The following is a 20398-nucleotide window of genomic DNA, read 5'->3' as shown; positions in this document are numbered from 1 at the left end:
GCGTAAACATGGCTAGTACAACTTTATGCAAAGGAGACAACCGTCAGACCAAACTTGGTGGAAGGCTGGATATATAAGGCGGAGGGAAGGGAACCACATGAAGAAGTCTGTAAAACCGAATGGCTTAAAAATTGCGCTGTATTTGTTAATGGTCGGGGTCATGCTGTACGTTGTCGTTTATATGCCGACCCCTTATCTCGTATACCAGCCGGGGAGTGCCGAAGAGGTTCGTCCCATGATCAATGTCGAGAAGGGCGATCCGGCGGAAGAGGGCACTTTTATGATGACAACCGTGTCGGCAAGCTATGCCAATATGGCGTTGTTGATGATGTCTGCGTTTAACCCGAATGCGGAGGTTGTGAAAAAAGCTGAGAAAATGGGCGATCAGAGCAAGGATGAGTATGCAGCCACACAAGTGTATTACATGAACTCTTCCCAGTCGTCTGCAATGGAAGCCGCCTATCAGGAAGCAGGAATTGACTACAGCATCGAGCCTGCTTATGTATTCGTGATGTCGATCTCCGAGAATTCTGTTAATGCCGAGCATTTCCGGCCTGGCGATAAATTGATCAAGATCGATGGGCAGCCGGCAGAGGATAATGAGAAAATTGCCAGCCTGTTAGGCGGGAAAAGCATCGGGGAAGTGGTATCCGTGGAGCTTGAACGCAAAGGGAAAACCGTTAAGGAACAGGTTCAGCTTGTGAGCATTAAGGATGAGAAGACAGGAGCGGAGCGTCCGGGATTAGGCGTCATGATTGCCACGATGCAAAGCGTGGAACCGGCCGATCCCGATCACACCATTCATTTTGCGGATACCAATATCGGTGGGCCGTCAGCCGGACTGATCTTTACTCTTGAAATATATAACCAACTCACCGATGGTGATTTGAGCAAAGGTTACCGGGTCGCCGGAACGGGTACTATTGATAAATCAGGCGCCGTAGGCCCCATCGGCGGCGTGAAGCACAAGATCGTGGCTGCTGATCGGAAGGAAGCGGATATCTTTTTTGTGCCGCAAAAAAATTATGATGAAGCCAAGAAGCGTGCGGACCGGATCAAAACGGACATGAAGCTGATCCCGGTCGAGGACCTGCAAGACGCAGTGGAGTATCTGGAGGAGCTGCCGCCTAAGGGGTGAGCGGCGGCAGCAGGTAATCGCCGTAGTAGTGGCGCATATCAGGCATAGGTTGCCCGTTGGCATAAACGGCGGCTGCCATCAGGTCCCTCTCCAGCTGAGGATGCTCCAGCTTGGCCGGCTTGTGAATGACGGGGAGGGAGGCGCTGTGTTTCATTCGTTTCAGCAGAGAACGCCCTGTCTCGCTGAAGCCGAGGACCCGGATATATCCCGGACCTTTCGCCAGCTCTTCGCGATTCATCGATGCCTTGTCATGATTCAGCATGATGTGCAGCAGCATGCGCTGAAGCTTGGTTCGCGTATAGCGCTTGGTCTTCAACGCTTCCAGGAGGGCGTCAACCGTCGGCTGCTCCAGCTGAAATAGCGAGCGCTGAACACGGTGCTCCAAGCCTTCGGTCACTTCGAGAAGGCCTTCAAGCTGCGCGGGCGTATGCGTGAGCAGGGTTTGAAACAGCGGCTGGCGAAACTGCTCCCAATGGACGGGAGCTCGTCCGCTCTTGATTTCCCGCTCCATGATGCTGTGCGTGAATTCCGGCATATAGGGTCTGGCGGCTTCCAGTCCCTGTGAAAGTATGATGTTGCGGATGGCGGTTGCGCTGGCAATGGACGACGCTCCCGGCAAGGGATCATGGTACTGTGCGTTTTCCCTTGGTATGGTGTAGGGTGTAATGCGGCTTCCCAGGCGCTCTAGAGCGATTAGATAGTGCAGGCCCAAGGAATTGTTCGGCTGCGTGAGCAGCTCTTGCAAATGGGCAATCGCCGGTTCGGACTCACCGAATAGGGCAGCAGCGGCAGCGCCGTAAGCGGATGGGAAGTTCATGCCTTCCCGGAGGCGCTTTTCGATTTCGGATTGAAGCTCGCCGGATTCGTTGGCGAGCGAACGGGACAACGGCAGAATCTGCTCCAGCGTACCGCTTTCGGATCCGAAGGAAAGGCAATCCACTACGCCCGTAGCCTCCAGAATGGCAATCGCACCGTACGCGAACCATTCCGCAGGCTGCACGGCATAGGTTACCGGCAGCTCGAGACACAGGTCAACTCCCATGGCAAGGGCCATTTCCGCCCGTGCACGCTTGCTTGCGATGGCAGGCTCGCCGCGCTGGAGAAACGGACCGCTCATCACCGCAACGACGGCATCTGCCCCCGTGACTTCTTTGGATTTGCGATAATGCAATACATGACCGTTATGTAAGGGATTATATTCAACGACAATGCCAACCGTCTTCATTCGTTTCAACTCCTTGATTAGAATATAACATAATTACATGACGATCCTGCAACAATAAGCGCATCCCCCGGGAGAGTTGTAATTCTGGTAGTATGAAGAGAAATATCGGGTAACAATAAAGAGGTTGTTAGGGTTATCCTGTTGACAAAACTCTTTGGGAATCGGTATAATAATCTTTGTTTGTTTGGAGTGATGGATATGCTAATTCAATTTCGTAAATTGACAACCAGCGATCAACCGTTACAGTTCCATCAAACCGTGGATGTAAGCAATGCCGTTAAGGACCGCAAGGATATCATTGCTGTTCAGCCATTAGACGTGGATTTGACAGCAATCCCATCGGTTTCTGGTACGGTGGATGTTCGTGGACGATTGCAAGGCGAGCTGGAGATGAATTGCTCCCGCTGCCTGAAGCCGATCAGCGAACATGTGCACATCCCTTTTCATGAAGTATTCCAGCCGGTGGAAGATCCTGAATCCATTCAGGATGAGAATGATGACACTACATACGTGCAAGGTGAGAGTGTGGATCTCACTCCCTATGTAGAAGAAGCATTTTTGCTCCACCTGCCGCTAGCTCCGGTATGTAAAGCCGACTGCAAGGGACTCTGCCCGAATTGCGGCAAGGACCTGAATGAAGGCACGTGCGACTGCGATACGGAAGTGATCGATCCTAGGCTAGCCGGTCTGAAGGACTTCTTTAAATGATGATGGATATGGCACCCGTTCAGCGGGTTGAACTGATAAGGAGGTGGGAACATGGCAGTACCTCAACGTAGAACGTCCAAAACACGTCGTGACAAGCGTCGTACTCATTTTAAGCTGGCTGTGCCAGGCATGGTGAAATGCGAGCAATGTGGAGAATTGAAGCTTGCTCATCGCGTATGTAAAGTATGCGGAACGTATAAGGCAAGAGAGATCATCAAACAATAGTTTTTAAATAAGTAGTACTTCATCTTTGGTGAGGTGCTATTTTTTTTGTCTGAAGCCCCCCTTTCTTTTTGACGTGACATGATTTATACTTAACATTAGTACCAGGTTCTAATATTTGCGACTAATTTACATATATATGTTTGAAGAATGGCGGCTTTCATAGCGGCAGAAGGAGTTGTTTCGTCATCGATCGTTTATCCAAGAAAGACCGTCACCAGCGGCTGATTCAGCTGATCGACGAGAATCCCTTTGTTACAGACCGCGAGTTGACTCGCCAGCTTAAAGTGAGCATTCAGACGATACGCCTTGACCGTATGGAACTTGGCATCCCGGAGCTTCGTGAGCGAATGAAGCAGATGGCGGAGCATTCCTATGACCAGGTTCGTTCCTTGTCGCTCGAAGAGGTAATCGGGGATGTCGTTGACTTGCAGTTGGACAAGAGCGGAATATCGATATTTGAAATCCGTGAGGAACATGTATTCAGCAAAACGCGGATTGCCCGTGGGCATTATGTGTTCGCTCAAGCCAATTCACTTGCCATCGCCGTAATCAATGAAGAAATCGCATTGACGTCTTCAGCGGATATACGGTTTTTGAGACAGGTTCGTCTCGGCGAGAAATGCATTGCCAAAGCCTACGTTAGGTCCATTGCCGGCCAGAAGGGGAAGGCCAAGGTGGAAGTGTTTACTTATGTCGCTGATGAAATGGTGTTTCAGGGGAATTTCGTAATCTACCGATCTGCAGGAGAATGACATAAGTAAAGGAGGAAGTTTGGCATGAGAATTGCGATTGATGCAATGGGCGGCGACAATGCCCCCCAGAGTAACGTCGAGGGCGCTCTCATTGCCGCACGGGAATGGAGCGATACCGAGATCATTCTCGTTGGGGATGAAGCGCAGATTGGAGCGCTGCTGAAGGACAAGCCGTCCAATCTGAAGGTGGTTCATGCAAGTGAAGTCATTGAAGCGGAGGATGAGCCGGTTAAGGCGGTCCGCCGGAAGAAGGATGCTTCGATGGTTGTGGCGGGACGGATGATTCGTGAAGGTGAAGCCGATGCCATGATCTCGGCTGGCAATACAGGAGCCCTCATGACGACCGGGTTGCTGGTCGTTGGCAGGATGAAGGGGATTGAGCGTCCTGCGCTTGCGCCTATGATTCCTACGCTCGACGGCAAGGGGATGCTCGCCTTGGATCTCGGAGCGAACATGGATTCGAAGCCTGAGCATCTGCAGCAGTACGCACTAATGGGTAGTCTGTATCGCGAGAAGGTGCACGGAATCACCAAACCGCGGGTCGGGCTGTTAAATGTCGGTACCGAGCCGGGCAAGGGGAATGAATTGACGAAGCATGCTTATCCGTTACTGGAGGAGCTGCCTATCCATTTTGTTGGAAACGTCGAGTCCCGCGATGTCATGAACGGGGTTTGCGATGTGCTCGTATGTGACGGGTTCTCGGGCAATATTTTGTTGAAATCGATTGAAGGAACGGCTGGTGCGCTCTTTTCGCTGTTGAAGGAGCAGTTCAGCAAGTCGCTTAAGACCAAGATGGCCGCCGCCTTGATGATGCCGGAGCTTCGCAGCCTGAAATCAACGCTCGATTATAAGGAGCATGGCGGAGCACCTTTGCTTGGTCTGAGCGGTCTGGTCGTTAAGAGCCATGGTTCGTCGGATGCGAACGCCATCAAGAATGGGGTTCGCCAAGCGCGGACGGCGCTGCAGAACCGATTGGTAGAAAGTATTTCGAATGAAATCAGCGGGAAGTGAGTGAGGAAATGAACAATTTGCGTCCGGTCGGTATTATTGGCACAGGCAAATACGTACCTGAGAAAATATTGTCAAATCATGATTTGGAGAAAATGGTAGATACAAGCGATGAATGGATTGTCTCGATGACGGGAATCCGGGAACGACATATTGCCGCTCCGAACGAAGCGACGTCGGATTTAGCTTATCATGCTGCTGTGAACGCGTTGAAATCCGCCGGAATGAACGCCGAGGATCTGGAATTGATTATTGTGGCGACGATTACGCCGGATATGTTCTTTCCCTCCACCGCATGTTTGCTCCAGGATCGGCTTGGTGCCAAAAAAGCGGCGGCATTTGACCTGTCGGCGGCTTGCTCGGGATTTGTATACGGTCTGGCAACAGCTACAAATTTCGTGAAGACGGGCATGTACAACAACGCATTGGTGATCGGGGTAGACTGCCTGTCCCGCATTACGGACTACACCGACCGCAATACCTGCGTCCTGTTCGGCGACGGTGCCGGCGCGGCGATTGTCGGTGAAGTGCCGGAAGGCCGCGGGTTCCAGGCCTTTGATCTGGGTGCTGAAGGTGCGGGCGGAGCACATCTGTACATTGAGGCAGGCGGTTCGAGATTGCCGGCTTCCGCCGAAACGATTAATACGAATAAACACTTTATTTATATGAACGGCCGCGAAGTGTTCAAATTTGCGGTACGGGTGATGGGATCTGCCACGGAAGCCGTATTGTCCAAAGCAGGCATCGACAAAAAGGATATCGACTTATTCATTCCTCATCAAGCCAACATCCGGATCATTAAGTCTGCCATGGAGCGCTTGGAGCTTCCGGAAGAGAAGGTCGTAATCAATGTTGATAAATACGCCAATACCTCAGCCGCTTCCGTGCCGCTGGCTCTTGTCGAAGCACAGGAATCCGGTCGCCTGAAAGAAGGAGACAAGGTGTTGATGGTTGGTTTTGGCGGAGGATTAACATGGGGTTCCTCCGTACTCATCTGGTAACAGAATAGGATTTAGACCTAGTGAAATAAAAGAAGGGAGCTAACGATTTTGGGTAAAACAGCATTTATATTTCCAGGTCAGGGCGCTCAGTCCGTCGGAATGGGAAAGGATGCCTATGATGCGGTTCCTGCCGCAAGGGATTTGTTTCTTACCGCGGATGAACAGCTTGGATTTCCGCTCAGCTCCATTATTTTTAATGGTCCTGATGAAGATTTGAAACAAACGGTAAATACGCAGCCAGCTCTCCTCGCAACCAGCATGGCTTATCTGGAAGCCATTCGCGGCAAGGGGGTCGAACCGGATTACGTTGCGGGACATTCCCTTGGCGAATACAGCGCACTTGTTTGTGCAGGCGTGCTTTCTTTCGAAGAAGCGATATCGACCGTTAGAGCCCGCGGAGAATACATGGAGGCAGCCGTACCCGGAGGTCAAGGCGCCATGGCAGCCGTGCTTGGCGCAGACCGTGAGGCTTTGTCCGAGCTGTGCAAGAGCATTACGGCAGAGGGACATGTTGTAGAACTTGCGAACATGAACTGTCCGGGACAAATCGTCATCTCGGGTTCCGCACAGGGCGTCGCAGCTGCCGCAGAAAGAGTCAAGGAAGCAGGCGGCAAGCGGGCTATCCCTCTGGAGGTAAGCGGACCCTTCCATTCGACCTTGATGAAGGAGGCGGCTAACCGACTGGCTGATAAACTGGAGCAGGCTGCGTTTAATATCCCATCCGTTCCGGTAGTTGCCAATGTGACGGCGCGTCCGGTGGAAGATGCCGCTGCCATCCGCGGTCTGCTGGTGGAGCAGGTTTACTCCCCTGTGCTATGGCATGACAGCGTGGAATGGATGATCGCTCAAGGAGTGGACACCTTCGTCGAGATTGGTCCGGGCAGTGTTCTCAGCGGTTTGATCAAGAAGATTGACAAATCCGTCAAAGTCATTAATGTAAATAGTCTGGACAGCGTCAGCAGTTTGGAGACGGTCGTATAAATAACGATGGATAAAAACCAGATCACTTTCGGAAAGGAGGAATAGGTATGAGTGAAGCTCTAAAAGGACAGACTGCGCTTGTTACGGGTGCTTCCCGCGGCATTGGCCGGAGCATTGCTCTCGGACTTGCCGATCTGGGCGCTAACGTTGCTGTCAATTATGCAGGCAGCGAAGCAGCTGCAGCCGAGGTTGTGGAAGCGATTCGCGCAAAAGGCGTATCGGCCATCGCGGTTAAATCCAACGTTGGACGGACCGAAGAAGCCGATGCCATGGTAAAGCAGGTGTTGGAGACTTTTGGTCGAATTGATATCCTGGTGAATAATGCAGGGATCACTAGAGACAATCTAATCATGCGGATGAAGGAAGAGGAGTTCGATCAGGTAATCGAAACGAATCTGAAAGGGGTATTCAATTGCCTTAAGGCGGTGACGCGTCCTATGATGAAACAACGTTATGGGCGCATTATCAATATATCCTCCGTTGTCGGAGCGCTTGGCAATCCGGGGCAGGCCAACTATGTTGCGGCCAAAGCCGGAGTCATCGGTCTGACCAAATCAGCCGCTCGGGAGCTCGCTTCCCGTGGAATTACGGTGAACGCCGTGGCACCTGGTTTTATCGATACCGATATGACCCGGGAACTTCCTGAGGACATGCGGGAAGGCCTGCTTGGCGGAATTCCGCTCGCCCGTCTGGGGCAGCCGGAGGAAATTGCCGGCGTGGTTGCTTTTCTAGCATCTTCCAGTGCATCCTATATGACTGGACAAGTGCTGCATGTGGATGGCGGCATGTATATGTAGGCGCCGCCAATGTTCCGGCGCTGGCCGCTGGGCATTAAATCGTTTTCAAATGCCTTCTATGGCAATTTGAAGTCATATCTCGTATAATTACCAAGAGGAGGTGAGCCGGATGTCCGATGTATTGGAACGCGTGAAACGCATCGTTATCGACCGCCTGGGTGTTGACGAAGCCGACGTAACATTAGAAGCATCTTTCAAAGACGACCTTGGAGCTGATTCTCTCGATGTAGTTGAATTGGTGATGGAGTTGGAAGATGAGTTTGATATGGAGATCTCTGATGAAGATGCGGAGAAAATTACGACCGTAGGTGAAGTTGTAAACTACATACAATCTCATACCTAAGTCATTACAGTTAAGTCCCGTTCTTTAGCAAGACGGGACTTCTCCACATTCAATCGAAGCTTTTTTAGCAAAACAAGTGATAGATTATTACTGCCTTCGTTATCATGAGTCTGCATGTGCGGCTTCATAGATGGACGGGCAGTCCATATAGAGGTGAAACTGTTTGAAACATAGAGTCGTTGTAACAGGAATGGGCGTCATGACCTCGATTGGTCAAGACCTGGATACATTCTGGAACAGTTTGATGGAAGGCAAGTCCGGCGTATCCCGCATCGAAGCATTTGATGTGAGTGATTACACAACACAGATTGCAGCATCCATGAAGGATTTTAATCCGGAGGATTACATGGATCGCAAAGAAGCCCGCAAGATGGACCGTTTTGTACAGCTTGCGGTTGCAGCCGGTGCGAAGGCGCTGGAGGACAGTGGCCTTGAAATTGGCGTGAATGCCGATGCAGAACGGGTTGGCGTTTCGATCGGATCGGGTATCGGCGGTTTGGGAACTTGGGAAGATCAGCATAATATCTTGCTCGAAAAAGGCCCGAAACGTGTAAGTCCCTTCTTTATTCCAATGATGATCGCTAACATGGCCTCAGGCCAGATGTCGATCAATCTGGGAGCCAAGGGTCCGAACACTACACAGGTTACGGCTTGTGCTACCGGAACGCATTCGATCGGCGATTCATACCGTCTGATACAGCGTGGTGATGCCGATGTCATGATCTGCGGCGGGGCGGAGGCAACCATTCGTCCAACAGGGATGGCTGGTTTCTGCGCTATGCGTGCAATGTCAACCCGCAATGACGAGCCGGAAAAAGCCAGTCGGCCATTCGATACCGGCCGCGACGGTTTTGTTATGGGTGAAGGCGCGGGCGTGCTTGTGATCGAATCCCTGGAGCATGCGTTGAAACGCGGTGCCAAAATTTATGCCGAGGTGGTTGGCTATGGCCTTAGTGCCGATGCCCATCATATTACCGAGCCGGATCCGGATGGAGCAGCTCGCTGCATGAAGATGGCGATCCGTGACGCAGGCATTGCGCCGGAGGATGTGGATTATATTAATGCTCACGGGACTTCAACGCCGGTGGGAGACCGCTCGGAAACCAAGGCCGTTAAGATGGCTCTCGGTGACCATGCCTATAAAGTAGCCGTTAGTTCAACCAAGTCGATGACGGGGCATTTGCTAGGCGCTGCCGGCGGCGTTGAAGCGGTTATCTGCGGACTGAGCTTGAAGAACCAAACCATTGCACCAACGATTAACCTGGAGGATCAAGATCCGGAGTGCGATCTTGACTACGTACCGAATCACCCGCGTAAAGCCGATTTGGATATCGTCATGTCCAATTCGTTCGGATTTGGCGGGCATAATGCCACGATTATCCTGAAAAAATACGCCGAGTAAGGGGACAGTGTGTTGAGTGGAGATCTGAAGCAGTTACAGCATAAACTTCAAATCCAGTTTCGCAATGCAATGCTGCTGAAGCAGGCCTTTACCCACGCATCTTATGTAAACGAACATCGCTTCAGTCAGAGCCAGGACAACGAGCGTCTTGAATTTCTAGGGGATGCTGTTCTGGAGCTGACGGTGAGCGAATTCTTATACAACCTTTTTCCGGACCGTCCGGAAGGCGAGTTAACCAAGCTGCGGGCCGCTATCGTATGTGAGCCCTCCCTGGTGCAATTCGCTGTAGGTCTGGACTTTGGTCGTTACGTTCTGCTAGGCAAAGGAGAGGAAATGACGGGCGGCCGAACCCGCCCGGCTCTTCTGGCAGACGTATTTGAGTCATTTGTGGGGGCGCTTTATCTGGATCAGGGATTGGAAGCGGTTCGCCGGTTTTTAAGCGACCATGTCTTTCCCACGGTGACCGTCAACGGTCGTCCGCAGATGAGCGATTATAAGACTGAGCTTCAGGAACTGACCCAGCATCACGGCATGGGCGCACTGGAATATCGTATCGTAGAAGAGCGAGGACCGGCACATGAGCGGGAGTTTGTCTCGGAGGTATACATGGGAAGCGAATGTCTTGGACGCGGAAGCGGCAGATCCAAGAAAGAAGCCGAGCAGCAGGCAGCGGCAGTAGCCTTAAAGCAGCTGAAACGTGCGGATGCCTAAAGCTTCGCTGATGTGATGACAAACAAAGAGCAAAGAGCAGTCAAGCGGATAACCGGACCCGGATAGGATGACTGTTTTTTGCTCTTTTCGTTGTCTGTCTTTTGATCAAGGGACAGCTGCTTATAACGTTGATGGACCTCGTCCAAAGACGGCGGTGAAGCCGATTCTACTTATGTTACAATAGCAGGAGAGGTGATAGTTCGAATATGTTTTTGAAACGGATCGAGTTAGCAGGATTTAAATCGTTTGCCGACAAGACGGAGATGGAATTTGTCCGGGGAATTACAGCCGTTGTAGGTCCGAATGGCAGCGGAAAGAGCAACATTTCCGATGGGATCCGCTGGGTGCTTGGCGAGCAGAGCGCCAAATCGCTTCGCGGCGGCAAGATGGAGGACATTATCTTTGCCGGAAGCGATGCGCGTAAAGCGGTTAATTATGGAGAGGTCTCCCTTACTCTGGATAATGAGGATCATGTACTACCGCTGGATTTTAATGAGGTAACCGTAACTAGGAGGGTGCACCGCAGCGGGGACAGCGAGTATTTCATTAATAGGCAATCATGCCGACTCAAGGATATTACGGAGCTGTTCATGGACACCGGAATTGGTAAAGAAGCCTATTCCATCATTGGACAAGGCCGGATCGAGGAAATATTGAGTACACGTTCAGAAGATCGCCGGGGGATTTTTGAGGAAGCATCCGGGATCGTTAAATATAAATCCCGTAAAAAAGAGTCTGTACGCAAGCTGGATGAAACAGAGCAAAATCTGCTTCGCATCCACGACTTGGTCACGGAGCTTGAGGATCAGATCGGACCACTCAAAGAGCAGTCCGAGAAGGCCATTCGCTACAAGGAGCTTCGGGAGAAGCTGAAGCACAAGGAAATCTCGCTGTATGTGTATCAGATCGAACAGATACATACCTCATGGAGCGAGGCCAATGCCAAGCTTGAACAGCTGAAGGAAGAACAGCTCGCGCTGTCCACCGTTGTATCCGCGCACGATGCCAAGCTGGAAAGTGACAGATCAGCGCTGCGCCAGCTGGAGCAGGAAGTTGAGGATCTGCAGAGCCAGCTGCTTCAATTCAGTGAGCTGTTCGAGAAGAGCGAAGGCTATGGCGAGGTGCTCAAGGAACGCCGCCGCAACCTGGAACGTACGCGCGAGCAGCTGGAAGAAAGTTTGCAGTCAGGCGATCAACGTCTAGGAGCGCGCGTAGGCGAGCTTGCGAGCATGAAGAGCAAGCTGCAGGAGCTACAGCAGGAATTAACCCAAGTGCGGGACCAGCTGTCAGCGGAAGAAGCGAAGCTGGTGGGCGTAACCGGCGGAATCAGCCAACAGCAGGAAGAGAGCTTGAAGGGGAATTTACTGGAGCTTATGAACCAAATGGCTCAAGCCCGGAATGAAATCCGTTACGCCGACCAGCAGCAGGAAGCGCTGGATCGGCGGATGAATCGGGCGCAAGAGGAGTCGGGTAAATGGGAAGCCCTGAAAGAGGATCTGCTCCGCCGCAAAGATAGCATCGATCGAAGTATTGAACGCTTCGGTAAAGAGATTGCAGAACTCCGCAGCGGTTATATCAGCGAGAGTGAGCGATATCAATCCCTGCAGAAATTGCAGGAAGAGACGCAGGGAGCGCTTCGGAAATGGGAGCAGAAGCGGGAGGCGCAGATTTCCCGCCGCGATACCATGAAAGAGCTTCAGGACGATTTTGACGGATTTATGCTGGGGGTTAAGGAAGTACTGAAGGCTTCCCGCAAATCCGTGCTCCATGGGGTCCATGGTGCGGTGGCCGAACTGATTCGTGTACCGGAAAAGTTGGAGCTTGCGATGGAGACAGCCCTTGGCGCATCGGTTCAGCATATCGTCATGGAGAACGAATCCGTATCCAGGCAGGCGATTGCCTTCCTGAAGCAGCGCCAGTTAGGACGGGCAACCTTCCTGCCTTTGGACGTCATTCGTCCACGGAACGTATCCGCTTCGGATCGGCACTTGGCAGAAGGAGAAGCCGGGTTTGTAGGCTTTGGCTCCGAGCTGGTGAAGTATGATTCAAGATACAGCAACATCGTCGGCAGCCTTCTGGGCAATGTCGTGATCGCCGAGACCTTGGAGCAAGCGAACAAAATTGCTGCAAGATTCTCCTATCGCTTCCGTGTCGTCACACTCGAGGGCGACGTGGTCAATGCAGGCGGATCCATGACAGGCGGCAGTCAGCACAAGAAAACGAACAGCCTGCTGGGACGCAAGCGTCAGTTGGAGCAGCTGGATCAGGAAATCACGGAGACCGAGAAGCAGCTGGAGAAGCTGCAGCAGGGCATTGAAGGCGTCCGGAATCAAATGATCGAATCTCAGGATAAGCTGGACGAGCTTCGTAAAGCCGGAGACGACAAGCGAATCGAGGAACAGCAGGCTGCAGGGGACCGCAAGCAGCTTGAGCATGAGCTGCGCCACGTCCTCGAACAAGCCGAGCTGGCAGGCGAGGAGAAGAGCAGTCAAGAGAAGGAAGCCAAAGAGATTCAGGCAAGCCGTGAACGCGCGCAGAAGCTGTTGTCTGAGCTGGAGGAGGAAGAGAAATCAACCCATCTGGCGATCCAAGCTGCAGAATTTGCCCGTAAAGCTAATGAGTCGGCGAAGGAAGAGCTTCAGAGTCAGCTGACAAACCTTAAGGTTCGCGAAGGAAAGCTGGATCAGGAAACCTTCTCGCTGGAGGAGCAGCTCAAGCGCCTTCAGTCGGATGTCGACAACCACGAGAAGGAGCAGAAACAAAACCGTACGATGCTGGCCTCCGTTCAAGCCGACCTGAATCAGAACGAAAGCGAAAGCGTAAAGCAGATCGAGGATCTGAACCAGTACAAGCTGAAGAAGGAAGAGGCTACGCAGCAGCTGGAATTCAAGCGGGCTGCACGCACCGCGCTTAGCCGGAAGCTGGAGCTGGAAGAGAGCGAAACCAAGGAACAGCGCACGCAGCTGCGGGCCGTGGATGATCAGCTTCGCCAGACCGAGATTGGGGTAAACCGGCTCGACGTTGAGCTTGAGAATATATTGAAGAAATTAAGCGAGGACTACGAGCTGAGTTATGAGCTTGCCAAGCAGCGGTATCCGATTCCGGAAGACATCACTGCCGCTCAGAACGAAGTGCGTGACTTGAAGAGGTCGATAACTTCCCTGGGAGATGTCAATCTTGGGGCCATCGAAGAGTATCAGCGCGTTAATGAGAGATACCTGTTCTTAAGTGAGCAAAAGGCGGATCTGGTTGAAGCGAAGACAACCCTGTACCAGGTCATTAAGGAAATGGACGATGAAATGTCCAAGCGTTTCAAGCTGACGTTTGATGCGATCCGGCGCGAGTTCGGCACGGTATTTACGAAGTTGTTCGGAGGTGGACGTGCCGACCTGGTCCTGATCGATCCGGACCGATTGCTTGAGACGGGGATCGATATCGTTGCGCAGCCTCCTGGCAAGAAGCTGCAGAATCTGCAGCTTCTCTCCGGTGGTGAGCGTGCATTAACCGCTATGGCGCTGTTGTTTGCCATTTTGCAGGTGAAGCCGGTTCCGTTCTGCGTACTGGATGAGGTCGAAGCTGCGCTTGATGAAGCGAATGTGGTGCGGTTTGCCCAGTATCTGCGGGAGTTCTCTGAGCAAACGCAGTTTATCGTGGTCACCCACCGCAAAGGAACGATGGAAGAGGCTGACGTGCTGTACGGCGTCACGATGGAAGAAGGCGGCGTGTCGAAGCTGGTGTCCGTCAAGCTTGAGAATGAGGAAGCGGAGATTGCCTAATTTAACATAACGACATGGAGGGTACGTATGAGCTTTTTTAAGAAGTTAAAAGAGAGCATTTCCAGCAAAACGGAAAACGTAACAAAACAGTTCCGGGACGGACTCGAGAAAACTCGGAAGGGATTTATCGAGAAAGTGTCGGACCTGGTCATTCGCCGGAAAAAGATCGATGAAGAATTTTACGAGGAGTTGGAAGAGATTCTGATTGGCGCTGACGTCGGCGTCAATACGGTGATGGATCTGATGGACGATCTTCGTGCCGAAGTGAAGAAACGGCGGATCGAGGACGCTGCCGATCTGCAGCCGGTCTTGTCCGAGAAGCTGATGGGACTCCTTCGTGATGACAGCAGCAATGAGCTGAGGGAGAATCCGGATGGAATTACGGTCATTCTGTTTGTAGGCGTTAACGGAGTCGGCAAAACCACCACGATTGGTAAGCTGGCACATCGTTACAAGCAGGAGGGCAAGAAGGTTTTGCTCGCCGCTGGCGACACATTCCGTGCAGGTGCGATTGAACAGCTGGAGGTATGGGGAGAACGGGTTGGCGTTGAAGTCATTAAACAGCAGCCCGGCTCAGACCCGGCAGCTGTTATGTTCGATGCGGTTCAAGCAGCCAAGCAGCGGCAAGCGGATGTTCTGCTCTGCGACACGGCGGGACGTCTTCAGAACAAAACGAATCTGATGGAAGAGTTGAATAAAATCTTCCGCGTTATTCAACGCGAAATCCCGAGCGCTCCGCATGAGGTGCTGATGGTCCTTGATGCGACGACAGGACAGAATGCGCTAAGCCAGGCGAAGCTGTTCGGAGAGAAGAGTGGTGTGACCGGCCTCGTATTAACCAAGCTGGATGGTACGGCTAAGGGTGGCATCGTTATCGCGATTCGGCAGGAGTTGAATCTTCCGGTGAAGCTGGTAGGCTTGGGAGAGAAAATGGGCGATCTCCAGACCTTTGACTCGGAGCAGTTCGTTCATGCCCTCTTTGCGGGTTTGATTAAAGAAGAAGAGAATGCCGCAGAACAACAAGGCTAGGCACTTGTCTAGTCGCTATGTATACAAAAGGACCGAAAGTATAACTTTCGGTCCTTTTCCATGTTCGGTTCAATCTACGGGCACATGCATTTTTATGAAGAGACGATTCGAACGAACTCAATCGAACGAAGCGGGATGATGGCAGTATCTGTAGGAGGACCATAGATGATGGGTGGTACTTTTAAGGTGATGGTTCCCTCGCCCACTTCGGTCAGCGTGCCGATGATCACATCTCCCGACACCGTTACTTCGGTTTCCGAGCCGATAAATCCTTGCAGCCAATCCACGTAGCGCATATCGGTTAACCTCCTTGCCGTAATGAAAGTTTGAAGCTGACATTCCGTATCATCTGAAGGTATTACTGAACGGAAGTAATATTGGCAAATGGAATCAGCACAAGGTCACCCGATGCTTCACGGAGCTGAACACCATCTTCAGCAGTAGCCAGAACGACTCCTTCCAGCGTAACAAACGTTGTGCTGACCCGTACTTGTTGGCCGGTACGGACTTCGAAAAATTGAATCAGCTCCGGATTAATCGTTAAACCCGTGAGAACCTGACTCTCCAGTGACTCTACCCGTTCGGTTAGTTGACTGGTTTCCTGGCTTAGAAGTTCGACCTGCCGTGTTAACATTTTGACTCTGCCGGCAAGTCTTCTGCAGAACAGGAAGCAACACATAGTCATTCTCCTTTCTGTATTACCAACGGTTGTGCTCCTCGATATGGTTCTTTAAATCCAGAAGTGAAGCGGTGCTTTCTTCCTCCGCTGCGCGGATCATGGGCATAACTCGCTGCACATGACCAGGGCCGTATTTAAGGAAGGTTTCGGTTTTATCGACCAGCACATCAAGCGGCTGACGATAATCCGTAAAGTACTGACCGAGACGAAAAGAGCTCAGCAGGCTATGCACTTTGCTCATGGTGCTAAGCGCCAGCACAGGCTTGCCGCCGCGTAAAGCGGCTAGCGTCGGGTGAAGCTTGAATGATATCAGATAGTCCACGGATTGTATGAAGCTGTAGGTGAGCTCGATATCCATGAGAAACGGCAGTGTTTCAATGGAAGCGCCGGGGGTTAGCTCCCTTACCTTCTGCTGCAATTGCAGACATGTGTTGTAATCGGAGTACGCGTTGCCCGGATGATGAATAACAGGAATAAGGACGGTATGATAACCTTTGGCGATAAGATGCCCCAGCAGTTTGGTCATGTTCTCCATCGGGAACGATTCATAGGAAAACACAACAACGCCAACGGTGGGGCGCTTAGAGAATCGTTTCACCGGGATATCGGGTTGACGGTAGCCGAATACCATATCAGGGGCGGTTTCAACATTTCGGTGGAAGCCTGCCCGCCTGGCGATGGCCGACGATCGCTCATCCCTGAACACTGCGCGGTTTGCCTTGGAGATCATCTCCCGGTAGGCGGATACCTGCTCCTCAGGCCAGGTGTGTTCCGGGTAGGCGTCCACGATGCCGACACCGTAGACCCAGGTAGGCTGTCCTTTGAGCTGCGGAGGGAAGTAATACGAATTGAATGAGTAGGGTGTAATTAAATCGCCACCACCGATGATGAAGGCATCCGTCTGGCGGGGATCCAATCGGGAGTTCCATGGATAGACGTGATGATCGTGGAATACCTGGCGAAGGGTGTGAAGAAATAAATCATCACCGAAGTTTCCCATTCCATAGTACCCGGAAGCGGCAATATGCATTTACGTATCACCTCCTTTTCAAGCGTTGTCTAGCTCTTGCCTGTTTGCTGACACCAGGCTTCGAAGAGGCTGCGGTTACGTTGGCTGGTGCTGCTGCCATAAAGGACGCGATGATACAAGACGGCATCGACCTGAACCGGTGAGCTGTGCTTAAGAAGCCTGGCGGTGACATCGATATCTTCGAAGATACGCCCGAGACGATCCTCCCGATTCCACCAGCCCCCAATGGCGATTAGGGATGACTTGCGATACATTCGAGGGACAAGCGGGTGCCCATGTCGAGTCGTTCGATTTAAGGAAGCAGACCAAGACGAATAAAGATGGCCCGAATCAACATTTTTTCTCCATAGAGGACCGAACTGCCGGGTTCGTTCCCAGCATCCATACCGCCCCGTGGCCATTCTGCCGTCCGGATTCTGGTCAAGCGCGTCGGACAGGAGTTCGATCGCATCCGGTGCCAGCCAGTCATCTCCATCCAATTCCAGAATATATCGCCCCTTTGCTTCAAAGAGCAGCCGATTCATCATGATCGCCTTTCCGCGGTTACGCGATTGGGACAGGACCCGAATTCTGCTGTCAAGATAAGCACAGGCTTCCTCGAGACTGCCGTCCTCCGAGCCGTCATCGCCTATTAGCAGCTCCCAACTATCGCTTGATTGAGCCAATACGGAACGGATGCTCCAGCCTAAAGAGTCCTTCATATTATGAATGCTCATCAGAATGGAGACGACAGGTTGCGGAGGAATTTCAGGGGATAAGGCCCCTTTCGAGCTGGCGGTATTCTCTCGTATCCTTGTTGCCGACAGAATAGGGAGAATATACTCCAGATCTTTTTGATACGGAGGATTTTGCGTCGGGTCCAAATGCATCGTAAGGCTTGGATCGGCGGGCAGCAGATCGTAAGACAGAAATTTAGCAGCCGGAAGCCTGTTATCCCAGCGGGTGAGAGCAGCAAGCAGCCAGGTTTTTCTCCAATATAGAGGGGCACCGTTCATGCATATACAGACAACACGATCTGGAATATGGGGTGGTATCGGAATGGAATGCTGTGCGCTTTTATGGGAAAAAGACAAGGTACCGCTCCATAGAATCCACTCATGCTCTATTTGTGAGACTTCCTGAATGATTTGTTCACGATAGGCTGTCGTATCGATGGCCCTGTAGCCGAATGGCTGGGTACGGATTCTGGCATAAGGTTTCAATGGGGGTTCATGCCTTTGTCCAGGATGGCCTGACGGATCACTTGATCGGCTTTCAATCCGCGTTCAACCCAGCGATTCTCTCTGGCGTAGGCAATGCGGCCCAGTTTATGCTCTTCCGTGTCCGGGTGATGGAGCATGGAGGACAGCTTGCCCAAGAAATCATCATGGGTGGTCGCTGTAGTAACATGCGGCTCCATGGCGATGCATTCCGGCAGAGCCGTCGACAATACCCTGACACCGGATGCCAGATACTCGTATGCTTTGACTGGATTGGTTGCCAGCGTAATCGGATGATATTGGAAGGGGATCAATGCAACGTCTATATGAGTCAGATAACGCTTGAGCTCCTGGTGCGGCTTTTCACCGAGTATATGCACATTGGGGAGCTTCGAATAATCGCCGGAGCTGCCGTAAGGAGCTCCAATGGAAACGAATTGGACGTTTGGAAAACGGAGGGCCGCCTTAGCGAACAGCTCATGATCTACCCAATAAGCCCAGGCGCCGATATAAGCGACAACAGGACCCGGAGGGAGATCGGTGGGTCTTTCACTGAATGGAATATGGAAAAATGAAGAGTCTGCGCCATTCGGGATCAGGGTAAGCGGTTTATCCGGATATGCCAGGGACAACCGGGTGTGAATCACCTCTGCGGTACATACGACATGGTCCGCTTCATCAATCATTTTAGGTTCATATTTTGCCCAATGCGGAAATTCATCACAGCAGTCGTAGATGGTGACGTCGGGTTTGAAGAGTGTGGAAATGCGCGTACGGAGCTTAGACCAGGTCGTCCAGACGACAATCGGATGTTCTTTGCGAAGAGCAGGCAGCTTTTTGTGCAAAAAGGTTTTGGTATCTGTGAACAGGAACACATTCGGTTCAATTTCTTTGAATTCCTTATCCAGCGGTGCCAGGTTTTCGAAGAAAACCTGATGACCAAGCGCGCCCAATTGAGCCATAAGCTGCTGCGGTCTCTGTTTCATATACGACCAGTTCATCGTTCTCGGATAAATGATAACAGCCAAGAGGTTTCCTCCTTTCTTTGTACTCGGGATAATATATGCGTTGCTAGCTTCATAGAATTGGACGAATAAGCCGAATCGCAGAAAAATGGTTGATTTCTACAAGCTTGCTCATGACCGGAACGAATCTATCAACTTTCCATATAATGCTTAAGATATGAGGTTTCAGATCTATCTTTTCATATAAAACGAGGGGGAGTGAAGGTTCGTGAAACATAAAAATGTTCTGGTTATATTCGGAACGCGTCCGGAAGCGATTAAAATGGCACCTTTGGTCAAGGAATTGGAGTCAGCCCCGGGATTAACTCCAATCGTATGCGTAACCGCCCAGCACCGGGAGATGCTGGACCAGGTGCTTCGTTTTTTTGAAATCCAGACGCAAACGGATCTGAATATCATGAAGGAAGGGCAATCCTTATACAATTTGAGCGCTGACCTGCTAAAAGGGATGGAGAAGGTATTCCAAGCTAGAAAATATGATCTAGTGCTGGTCCATGGAGATACCACAACGGCATTCATTGGTGCTTTGGCAGCTTATTACGCGAAGGTTCCGGTGGGACATGTGGAAGCAGGGCTGCGGACGTATGACAAATACGCGCCGTTTCCAGAGGAGATGAATCGCGAGTGGATCGGCAGGGTGGCGGATATGCATTTTGCTCCGACGGCGCTGTCGGCAGCAAATCTCAAAGCCGAGAATCGATCGGCTCACGTGTATGTAACGGGAAACACGGGAATCGATGCAATGAAGTGGACGCTAAAGGCTCCCTTTAAACATCCGATACAGCACAAATTACGGCAAGATAGCCGCTTAATACTGATGACCATGCATCGGCGGGAGAATTGGGGAGAACCGATGAAAGGGGTATTTGAGGCTGTGAAGCGGGTGATCCAGAAGCACCCTGACATTGAAGTGATATATCCGGTCCATCCGAACCCCGTACTGCAAGAGGCGGTCGCGCAAGAGCTTGAGGGGCACGAGCGAATCCACTTGACCGAACCGCTCGATGTCGTTGATCTCCATCATATCATGCAGCGTTCCTATCTGGTCTTGACGGACTCCGGCGGCATACAGGAGGAAGCGCCGTCACTGGGGAAGCCGGTTCTGGTGCTGAGGGATAAAACCGAACGCCCCGAAGGGGTTACAGCAGGCACTCTAAAATGCGTTGGTACGGAGTGTGAGGCGGTTCAGGCAGAAATAGAGCGACTGCTGACGGATAAGGAAGCGTACCACAGCATGGCCAGAGCCCATAATCCGTTTGGCGACGGCACCGCGTCCCGCCAAATCGTCAGCGCCATCCAGCGATTCTTCCAATCGCAGAGGGGTTGATATAGGGGACGGCTTTGATTTTGCATGCCCGAAGGGCGTATA

General features: G+C 51.8%; 20 protein-coding genes. 14 read left to right on the top strand and 6 right to left on the bottom strand.

What is annotated here, in order from left to right:
• Positions 1-97 precede the first annotated feature (97 nt).
• A complete protein-coding gene (locus MKY82_RS22530) occupies positions 98-1138 on the top strand; it encodes a SepM family pheromone-processing serine protease (RefSeq protein WP_194543607.1) in 1041 nt (346 codons plus the stop codon).
• Here MKY82_RS22530 and MKY82_RS22525 read toward each other — a convergent pair.
• Entirely contained in the window at positions 1128-2363 is a 1236-nt protein-coding gene (locus MKY82_RS22525) for a nucleotidyltransferase (RefSeq protein ID WP_339218392.1), read from the bottom strand. The genes MKY82_RS22530 and MKY82_RS22525 overlap by 11 nt on opposite strands.
• 198 nt (positions 2364-2561) lie before the next feature.
• Between MKY82_RS22525 and MKY82_RS22520 the strand changes: the two genes are divergently transcribed.
• The 12 genes from MKY82_RS22520 to ftsY all read left to right on the top strand — a co-directional run bounded on the left by MKY82_RS22520 (position 2562) and on the right by ftsY (position 15096).
• Complete coding sequence (locus MKY82_RS22520; RefSeq protein ID WP_071220038.1) at positions 2562-3071, top strand: DUF177 domain-containing protein; 510 nt, start codon at positions 2562-2564, stop codon at positions 3069-3071.
• 51 nt (positions 3072-3122) lie between these two features.
• Positions 3123-3296 (top strand): 50S ribosomal protein L32, encoded by a 174-nt coding sequence (rpmF, locus tag MKY82_RS22515; protein ID WP_006211382.1) that lies wholly within the window; start codon positions 3123-3125, stop codon positions 3294-3296.
• A 140-nt stretch (positions 3297-3436) separates the two neighbouring features.
• Entirely contained in the window at positions 3437-4048 is a 612-nt protein-coding gene (gene fapR / locus MKY82_RS22510; RefSeq protein WP_179090709.1) for a transcription factor FapR, read from the top strand.
• Positions 4049-4072: 24 nt separating this feature from the next.
• Positions 4073-5059, top strand: a complete 987-nt coding sequence (plsX, locus tag MKY82_RS22505) for a phosphate acyltransferase PlsX (RefSeq protein WP_071220039.1) — start codon at positions 4073-4075, stop codon at positions 5057-5059.
• 8 nt (positions 5060-5067) lie between these two features.
• Entirely contained in the window at positions 5068-6057 is a 990-nt protein-coding gene (locus MKY82_RS22500) for a beta-ketoacyl-ACP synthase III (RefSeq protein WP_071220040.1), read from the top strand.
• Positions 6058-6105: 48 nt separating this feature from the next.
• The gene (gene fabD / locus MKY82_RS22495) at positions 6106-7038 is read left to right on the top strand and encodes an ACP S-malonyltransferase (protein ID WP_339294396.1); all 933 of its coding nucleotides are present in this window, start codon (positions 6106-6108) and stop codon (positions 7036-7038) included.
• 47 nt (positions 7039-7085) lie between these two features.
• Complete coding sequence (gene fabG, locus MKY82_RS22490; RefSeq protein WP_071220042.1) at positions 7086-7835, top strand: 3-oxoacyl-[acyl-carrier-protein] reductase; 750 nt, start codon at positions 7086-7088, stop codon at positions 7833-7835.
• Between the two features lie 109 nt (positions 7836-7944).
• A complete protein-coding gene (gene acpP, locus MKY82_RS22485) occupies positions 7945-8178 on the top strand; it encodes an acyl carrier protein (RefSeq protein ID WP_006211375.1) in 234 nt (77 codons plus the stop codon).
• Positions 8179-8341: 163 nt separating this feature from the next.
• Positions 8342-9580 carry a beta-ketoacyl-ACP synthase II gene (gene fabF / locus MKY82_RS22480; RefSeq protein ID WP_194543603.1) on the top strand — a complete coding sequence of 413 codons (1239 nt, stop codon included), beginning with the start codon at positions 8342-8344 and terminating at the stop codon, positions 9578-9580.
• A gap of 12 nt (positions 9581-9592) precedes the next feature.
• A complete protein-coding gene (gene rnc, locus MKY82_RS22475; RefSeq protein ID WP_071220044.1) occupies positions 9593-10291 on the top strand; it encodes a ribonuclease III in 699 nt (232 codons plus the stop codon).
• Between the two features lie 206 nt (positions 10292-10497).
• On the top strand, positions 10498-14067 hold the full coding sequence (gene smc, locus MKY82_RS22470; protein WP_194543602.1) for a chromosome segregation protein SMC: 3570 nt from the start codon (positions 10498-10500) through the stop codon (positions 14065-14067).
• Positions 14068-14094: 27 nt separating this feature from the next.
• Positions 14095-15096, top strand: a complete 1002-nt coding sequence (gene ftsY / locus MKY82_RS22465) for a signal recognition particle-docking protein FtsY (protein ID WP_071220046.1) — start codon at positions 14095-14097, stop codon at positions 15094-15096.
• A 92-nt stretch (positions 15097-15188) separates the two neighbouring features.
• Here ftsY and MKY82_RS22460 read toward each other — a convergent pair whose 3' ends face one another.
• The 5 genes from MKY82_RS22460 to MKY82_RS22440 form a co-directional block, all read right to left on the bottom strand.
• Positions 15189-15392: a hypothetical protein gene (locus tag MKY82_RS22460; protein ID WP_071220047.1), complete on the bottom strand. Its 204-nt coding sequence runs from the start codon at positions 15390-15392 to the stop codon at positions 15189-15191.
• A 62-nt stretch (positions 15393-15454) separates the two neighbouring features.
• The gene (locus MKY82_RS22455; protein WP_071220048.1) at positions 15455-15775 is read right to left on the bottom strand and encodes a hypothetical protein; all 321 of its coding nucleotides are present in this window, start codon (positions 15773-15775) and stop codon (positions 15455-15457) included.
• A 19-nt stretch (positions 15776-15794) separates the two neighbouring features.
• Positions 15795-16805 (bottom strand): polysaccharide pyruvyl transferase family protein, encoded by a 1011-nt coding sequence (locus MKY82_RS22450; RefSeq protein WP_220684576.1) that lies wholly within the window; start codon positions 16803-16805, stop codon positions 15795-15797.
• Positions 16806-16834: 29 nt separating this feature from the next.
• The gene (locus MKY82_RS22445) at positions 16835-18007 is read right to left on the bottom strand and encodes a glycosyltransferase family 2 protein (protein WP_339218381.1); all 1173 of its coding nucleotides are present in this window, start codon (positions 18005-18007) and stop codon (positions 16835-16837) included.
• A complete protein-coding gene (locus tag MKY82_RS22440; protein WP_194543599.1) occupies positions 18004-19032 on the bottom strand; it encodes a glycosyl transferase family 1 in 1029 nt (342 codons plus the stop codon). The genes MKY82_RS22445 and MKY82_RS22440 overlap by 4 nt, the downstream gene beginning before the upstream one ends.
• Before the next feature lie 259 nt (positions 19033-19291).
• On the opposite strand from MKY82_RS22440, the gene wecB reads away from it, so the two are divergent.
• Positions 19292-20356 carry a UDP-N-acetylglucosamine 2-epimerase (non-hydrolyzing) gene (wecB, locus tag MKY82_RS22435; RefSeq protein WP_194544875.1) on the top strand — a complete coding sequence of 355 codons (1065 nt, stop codon included), beginning with the start codon at positions 19292-19294 and terminating at the stop codon, positions 20354-20356.
• Positions 20357-20398: the final 42 nt, after the last annotated feature.

It is taken from the genome of Paenibacillus sp. FSL W7-1279 (genome assembly GCF_037969845.1).
Taxonomy (GTDB): Bacteria; Bacillota; Bacilli; order Paenibacillales; family Paenibacillaceae; genus Paenibacillus_AQ.
The sequence above is the reverse complement of the archived record's forward strand: the minus strand, read 5'-3'. Positions and strand labels throughout refer to the sequence as shown.

Coding starts and splice junctions, on each gene's coding strand:
- MKY82_RS22530 (WP_194543607.1), top strand. CDS start 98: ATGAAGAAGTCTGTAAAACCGAATGGCTTAAAAATTGCGCTGTATTTG.
- MKY82_RS22525 (WP_339218392.1), bottom strand. CDS start 2,363: ATGAAGACGGTTGGCATTGTCGTTGAATATAATCCCTTACATAACGGT.
- MKY82_RS22520 (WP_071220038.1), top strand. CDS start 2,562: ATGCTAATTCAATTTCGTAAATTGACAACCAGCGATCAACCGTTACAG.
- rpmF (WP_006211382.1), top strand. CDS start 3,123: ATGGCAGTACCTCAACGTAGAACGTCCAAAACACGTCGTGACAAGCGT.
- plsX (WP_071220039.1), top strand. CDS start 4,073: ATGAGAATTGCGATTGATGCAATGGGCGGCGACAATGCCCCCCAGAGT.
- MKY82_RS22500 (WP_071220040.1), top strand. CDS start 5,068: ATGAACAATTTGCGTCCGGTCGGTATTATTGGCACAGGCAAATACGTA.
- fabG (WP_071220042.1), top strand. CDS start 7,086: ATGAGTGAAGCTCTAAAAGGACAGACTGCGCTTGTTACGGGTGCTTCC.
- acpP (WP_006211375.1), top strand. CDS start 7,945: ATGTCCGATGTATTGGAACGCGTGAAACGCATCGTTATCGACCGCCTG.
- smc (WP_194543602.1), top strand. CDS start 10,498: ATGTTTTTGAAACGGATCGAGTTAGCAGGATTTAAATCGTTTGCCGAC.
- ftsY (WP_071220046.1), top strand. CDS start 14,095: ATGAGCTTTTTTAAGAAGTTAAAAGAGAGCATTTCCAGCAAAACGGAA.
- MKY82_RS22460 (WP_071220047.1), bottom strand. CDS start 15,392: ATGCGCTACGTGGATTGGCTGCAAGGATTTATCGGCTCGGAAACCGAA.
- MKY82_RS22455 (WP_071220048.1), bottom strand. CDS start 15,775: ATGTGTTGCTTCCTGTTCTGCAGAAGACTTGCCGGCAGAGTCAAAATG.
- MKY82_RS22450 (WP_220684576.1), bottom strand. CDS start 16,805: ATGCATATTGCCGCTTCCGGGTACTATGGAATGGGAAACTTCGGTGAT.
- wecB (WP_194544875.1), top strand. CDS start 19,292: ATGGCACCTTTGGTCAAGGAATTGGAGTCAGCCCCGGGATTAACTCCA.